At 28.7% G+C, this 4,868-nt stretch carries 6 protein-coding genes; 5 read left to right on the forward strand and 1 reads right to left on the reverse strand.

Translation table 11 applies throughout. The annotated features are described in order from the left end of the window. Positions 1–1,048 (forward strand): MFS transporter (locus ACTG3S_RS10430; RefSeq protein ID WP_439129293.1); only part of this gene is annotated, 1,048 nt, incomplete at its 5' end. A 22-nt stretch (positions 1,049–1,070) separates the two neighbouring features. Here ACTG3S_RS10430 and ACTG3S_RS10435 read toward each other — a convergent pair. Further along, on the reverse strand, positions 1,071–2,351 hold the full coding sequence (locus ACTG3S_RS10435; protein ID WP_439129294.1) for an MFS transporter: 1,281 nt from the start codon (positions 2,349–2,351) through the stop codon (positions 1,071–1,073). Between the two features lie 154 nt (positions 2,352–2,505). Here ACTG3S_RS10435 and hpf point away from each other — a divergent pair, with 154 nt between their 5' ends. From hpf to ACTG3S_RS10455, 4 genes are all read left to right on the forward strand, one after another. Beyond that, entirely contained in the window at positions 2,506–2,808 is a 303-nt protein-coding gene (hpf, locus tag ACTG3S_RS10440; RefSeq protein WP_439129295.1) for a ribosome hibernation-promoting factor, HPF/YfiA family, read from the forward strand. Between the two features lie 55 nt (positions 2,809–2,863). Further along, a complete protein-coding gene (locus ACTG3S_RS10445) occupies positions 2,864–3,370 on the forward strand; it encodes a peroxiredoxin-like family protein (protein WP_439129296.1) in 507 nt (168 codons plus the stop codon). Positions 3,371–3,432: 62 nt separating this feature from the next. Beyond that, complete coding sequence (locus ACTG3S_RS10450; protein ID WP_439129297.1) at positions 3,433–4,305, forward strand: YihY/virulence factor BrkB family protein; 873 nt, start codon at positions 3,433–3,435, stop codon at positions 4,303–4,305. Between the two features lie 85 nt (positions 4,306–4,390). Beyond that, positions 4,391–4,868, forward strand: a 478-nt coding sequence (locus ACTG3S_RS10455; RefSeq protein ID WP_439129298.1) for a transporter substrate-binding domain-containing protein, incomplete at its 3' end; no start/stop codon positions are given.

Consider the following 4,868-nt stretch of genomic DNA (forward strand, 5'->3'; position numbering starts at 1 on the left):
CGCCAGATTTGTAGCTTTTTTTGCTGCTTTCTTTTTAGGTGTATCTTTAATACTATTTTCGTTTTCAGAAGGCATTAGCACTTTTTTTAAAAATATATTTAGCACTAATTCTTGGTTTATTCCTTTTTTATTGCTTTGTTTTCTTTTTTTTCTAATCCGTTTTTGTGGTCAAGGTGTATTAACAATGGCGTCTAGAAACATGGTTATGATGTGGTTCGATAGCAATAGAGGTAAAATGAATTCTATAAGTAGTATCACTATTTCATTAGGGTTTTCTAGTTCCCCAATTTTAATTAATTATTTAATAGACAATAATGGATGGGAGCTAAGTTGGCAAATTTTAGCCTGTTCACTTTTTATTTTTTGCTTTTTTATTTTACAATTCTATAGAAACAAACCAGAAAATTTTGGACTGCTACCAGATGGATTCAAAAGTCATCAAAAAAAGAAAAAAAAATTACCCACAGAAATAAACTTTACATTAAAAGAGGCAAAAAAAACTCGTGCCTTTTGGATGTTTGGTTTGGCATTGGCGTTTAACAGCTTTTTTATTACTGGTTTTACCTTTCATGTAATTTCTATTTTTAAAAGTTATCAATATACCAAAAACGAAGCCATTGCAATATTTTTACCTATTTCTATAATTGCCATTTCTATATCTACTTTAGCAAATATTTTAAGTGATTATGTACCACACAAAATCTATTTATTTGGAATGCTTTGTAGCGGATTTTTAGCAGCTTTTGGTTTACTCGCTTTAGAAACTAGTTTTGGAGTTTACCTATTAGTGATAGGATTAGGCTTGTATAGTGGACTTTTTGCAGTAGTAAATGCAGTTACTTGGCCACGTTATTTTGGTAGAAAATTTTTAGGTGAAATTACAGGAAAAGTAATGAGTTTTTTAGTAATTGCGAGTGCTTTAGCACCTAGTTTTATGAGTTATTGCTTCACAAAATTAGGTAGTTATAGTTATGTTTCTTATTTGTTAATTGGTTTTTTAGTATTTTTAACACTAGGTTCTCTAAAGGTTGTAAAACCCACAAAATAAAAATAGTTGCTAATATTTTATGTTATGCTTCTACATTTTTTAGTTTGTAACTAGCAAAGGCTCCAAATAAGCCAAAAATAGATAAAACTAACAAAACACCTTCCACAGAAATTATAGAAACCAAAGCGCTAATACCACCTGTAATTAAAAGAATTACACCAATAATTGTATTACTGACAGCAACATAATCGGTTCTTTTATTACCTTCTGCCATATTAACAATGTAGGTTTTTCTCCCTAAACGTACACCACTATGAGCAATTCCTAAAATAAAAAATGCAATTGGGTATATGTAAAATTCTTTGGCAATCATTGGGTAAAAATAGATCAACATAAAAATTAAAATACCTAAAACAGAAGCTATACTTACTGCAGATGCCATTACATTTTTACTAGACAAATCTGCCAATTTCCCCCAAAAAGGAGCACTTAAAATGGCTGCAATACCATTGGCAACTATAAATAATCCCAATAAATATAAATCTTTACCAATATGTTTTTGAGTCAACAAAATATAAAAAGGAGCTGTTAAGGCAGAACATAATAACAAAGATCTTGCAATGATAAAGTGTCTAAAGTGAGCATCTTTTCTTAATAGATTGATTCTTTGTAATACCTCTTTAAAAGATTCTTTATTCTCACTTTTTTTACTATTTGGCTCCTTAATTGTAGCAAATAAAATCGCTGCCAGAAGCCACATGCTACTTGCAACAAATAATACAACGCTGTAAAAATAAACATTGGCATCTGTTTTAGATTTATACAACATAAACAAACCTGCCAATAATACTAAAATACCTGCTATAGATACTATATAACCTTTTAATTTTCCACGTATATTTTTTGGAATAGTTTTACCCAACACATCTTTAGAACTTATAGAACATAAACTTCTAGAAAAACTAAATACTATTAAAGCAATAATTAGTAACCAACCAGCAAAGGAATCTTTAAAAAATAAAGTGATGCAGCCCATAGCCAAAACCGATACAAACTGTAAAACTGCTCCAAAAACGTACACATATTTACGCTGTTTTTTCTTTTTTACAACACTTGCCAAAAATATTTGTGGCAACATAGAACCAGACTCTCTAATTGGTACAATTAAACTTATTAAATATACTGGTGCGTTTACAAAGCTCATTACCCAAGTTAATACCGTTTTTGGGTTGCTCAATGTATCACCCAATTTGGTAGCTGTATTGCTTAATAAAATTAAAAAATAATTGGTGGGCAAATTCTCTTTAGAATTTTCTTCTTTGCTATGTAATAAGTAAAATAATTTTTTAAAAACAGCTTTCATTTTTCAAAATTACATTTTAATCCCTTGTAAAAAAAGCTTTATTTTTTATTAGATTGATATGAGTTCAAATAACAATCGTTTGCACAAATAAAGGGCTTAAAGTAGTGCTATCTTTGAAATTAATAGTTTATTAACCTTAAAATATATACAAAAGATGAATATCAATTTCGAATACCACGATGTAGAAGCCAGTAAAAGATTAGAAGATTTTGCTACTGAAAAATTAGAATCATTATATCAAAAATTTGAAATGATTGTAAGAGCAGACGTGTTTTTTAAAACAGAAAACACTTCTTCAGACGAAACGGGTATGATTTGTAATATTAGATTAAGTGTTCCAGGTCCGAGACTTTTTGCAGAAGCTAGTCATGATAATTTTATTGATTCAATATCTGAATCTGTAAGTGATTTAGAAAAACAACTGAAAAAGAAAAAAGGAAAAATGGCAACTTATTAAGTAATCAGTTAAATTAAATTTTTAAAAATACAAGTAACTTAAAAAATATTACAAGATGATAAAACCAAGAGAAAAAGCACCCAATTTAACTGTAGATTTAGTAAATGACACCACTTGGAATTTACAAGAACAAAACCCAAAAAATTTTACAATGATACTTTTTTACAGAGGTAAACATTGCCCTGTTTGTAAAAAGCAATTAGAAAGTTTACAAAATAAAATTTCTGATTTTACTGAAAAAGGTGTCAATTTAATTGCTATAAGTTCTAATACAGAAGAACTAGCCAAACAAACCTATAAAGAATGGGATATTGACGGTATTCCAATAGGATATGATTTATCTATAGACGAAGCCAGAAAATGGGGTTTGTTTATTTCTGAAGGAATAAATGATGAACCCGAACATTTTTTTGAACCTGGTTTGTTTTTAATTGATAAAGAAGGTAAAGTGTATTGGGAATCAATTCAATCTATGCCTTTTGGAAGACCTCTTTTTAAAGATGTTTTGAATGGTATCAGCTATATTTTAGAAGAAGGTTATCCAGCAAGGGGAGAAGCCTAAAAACAAAAACTTTTGTTGTGCTACAAAAAAAGTTTTTTTAATTTAACAGAAAATAATCAACAGTGAGCATACAAAAATATACTACAAATTTTTTTAAAATAATAAAGCAAACAACTGCAAATTGGTTTAAAAGCGAGCCTTTTAAATTAAGTGCTATTGTTGCCTACTATGCTATTTTATCCTTACCAGCATTAATTGTTATTATTTTAAATTTGGTGGGTAATGTATGGGGAAAAGAAATTGTACAAGGAGAACTTTTAGACGAAATAACCAAAGCTGTAGGTGCAAAAACAGCAGAGTCTATTAGAGTAATGATGCTAGAAAGGGGTAACGAATCTGTTTCTATATTTACCACTGTTATTGGTTTTTCTACTTTAATTTATGGTGCTACAGGTGTTTTTTATCAATTACAAGAGGCTTTTGATAAGATTTGGGAAACCAAACAAACTGAAAATACCAACGGAATTATAAAAATAATTATAAGCAGAATTAAAAGTTTTGGGTTTATTTTAATCATCGGTTTTTTACTTTTAATTAGCTTTATTTTAACTTCTCTTATCAGTACGTTTAGTAATCGTATCGAAAAATTTGTGCCCGACAACTTATTTGAGTATGTATATTTAGTAGATTTTTTAATGTCCATTCTTTTTATTTACTTACTATTTGCGGCTATGTTTAAATATTTGCCCACTAAAAAAGTACGTTGGAAAGCAGTAAAATTCGGTGCAGCATTAACAGCCATTTTATTTGTTATGGGTAAATATTTATTGGCTTGGTACTTTAATAAAATGCAACCCGGTTCTACATACGGTGCAGCAGGTTCTGTTATTTTGATTATGTTATGGGTTTCGTATTCTAGTTTAATTTTATTTTTCGGTGCCAATTTCACCAAAGTATATGCAGATTTTTATTTGAGTAATCAAAATAGAAGTTAATATATACTTTGTTATTTTCTATAATAAACATGTATCTTTTTTTAAATCTGAAAGTTAATTTAGATTTTAGTAACTTACAAGATCTATGATTCATAAAACATCTATTTCACTTTTAGTTTTTATTATATTTTTAAGTTTTTCATCTTGTAAACAGAAAGATAAAAAAGTTTTTGATACATATACGGAAGTATACAATCCCATTGTAGCCAACTCAGTAGATAGAGATTTAGAAGATATCAGAAAAGACGGTGTTTTAAGAGCTTTAGTTGTGTATAGTAGTACTAGTTATTTTTTATATAGAGGGCAACCTATGGGTTTTGAATATGAACTTTTACAACGTTTATCAAAACACTTAAATTTAAAACTAGAAATTGTAATTTCTGATAATTTAGATACAGAATTTGAAGTTCTAAATAGGGGAGATGTAGATATTGTTGCACATGGAATGACTATTACTAATAAAAGAAAATGGGAAGTTGATTTTACAGAATATCTGTACTTAACCAAACAGGTTTTGGTTCAAAAAAAACCAGATAATTTTAGAACCATAAGTTGGAGTGCTT

Origin of the sequence: Polaribacter sp. (assembly GCF_965656025.1) — a bacterium.
Taxonomy (GTDB): Bacteria; Bacteroidota; Bacteroidia; order Flavobacteriales; family Flavobacteriaceae; genus Polaribacter.

What these genes read in the sequence shown, in the direction of transcription:
- ACTG3S_RS10435 (WP_439129294.1), bottom strand. Translation starts at nt 2,351, where the DNA reads ATGAAAGCTGTTTTTAAAAAATTATTTTACTTATTACATAGCAAAGAA.
- hpf (WP_439129295.1), top strand. Translation starts at nt 2,506, where the DNA reads ATGAATATCAATTTCGAATACCACGATGTAGAAGCCAGTAAAAGATTA.
- ACTG3S_RS10445 (WP_439129296.1), top strand. Translation starts at nt 2,864, where the DNA reads ATGATAAAACCAAGAGAAAAAGCACCCAATTTAACTGTAGATTTAGTA.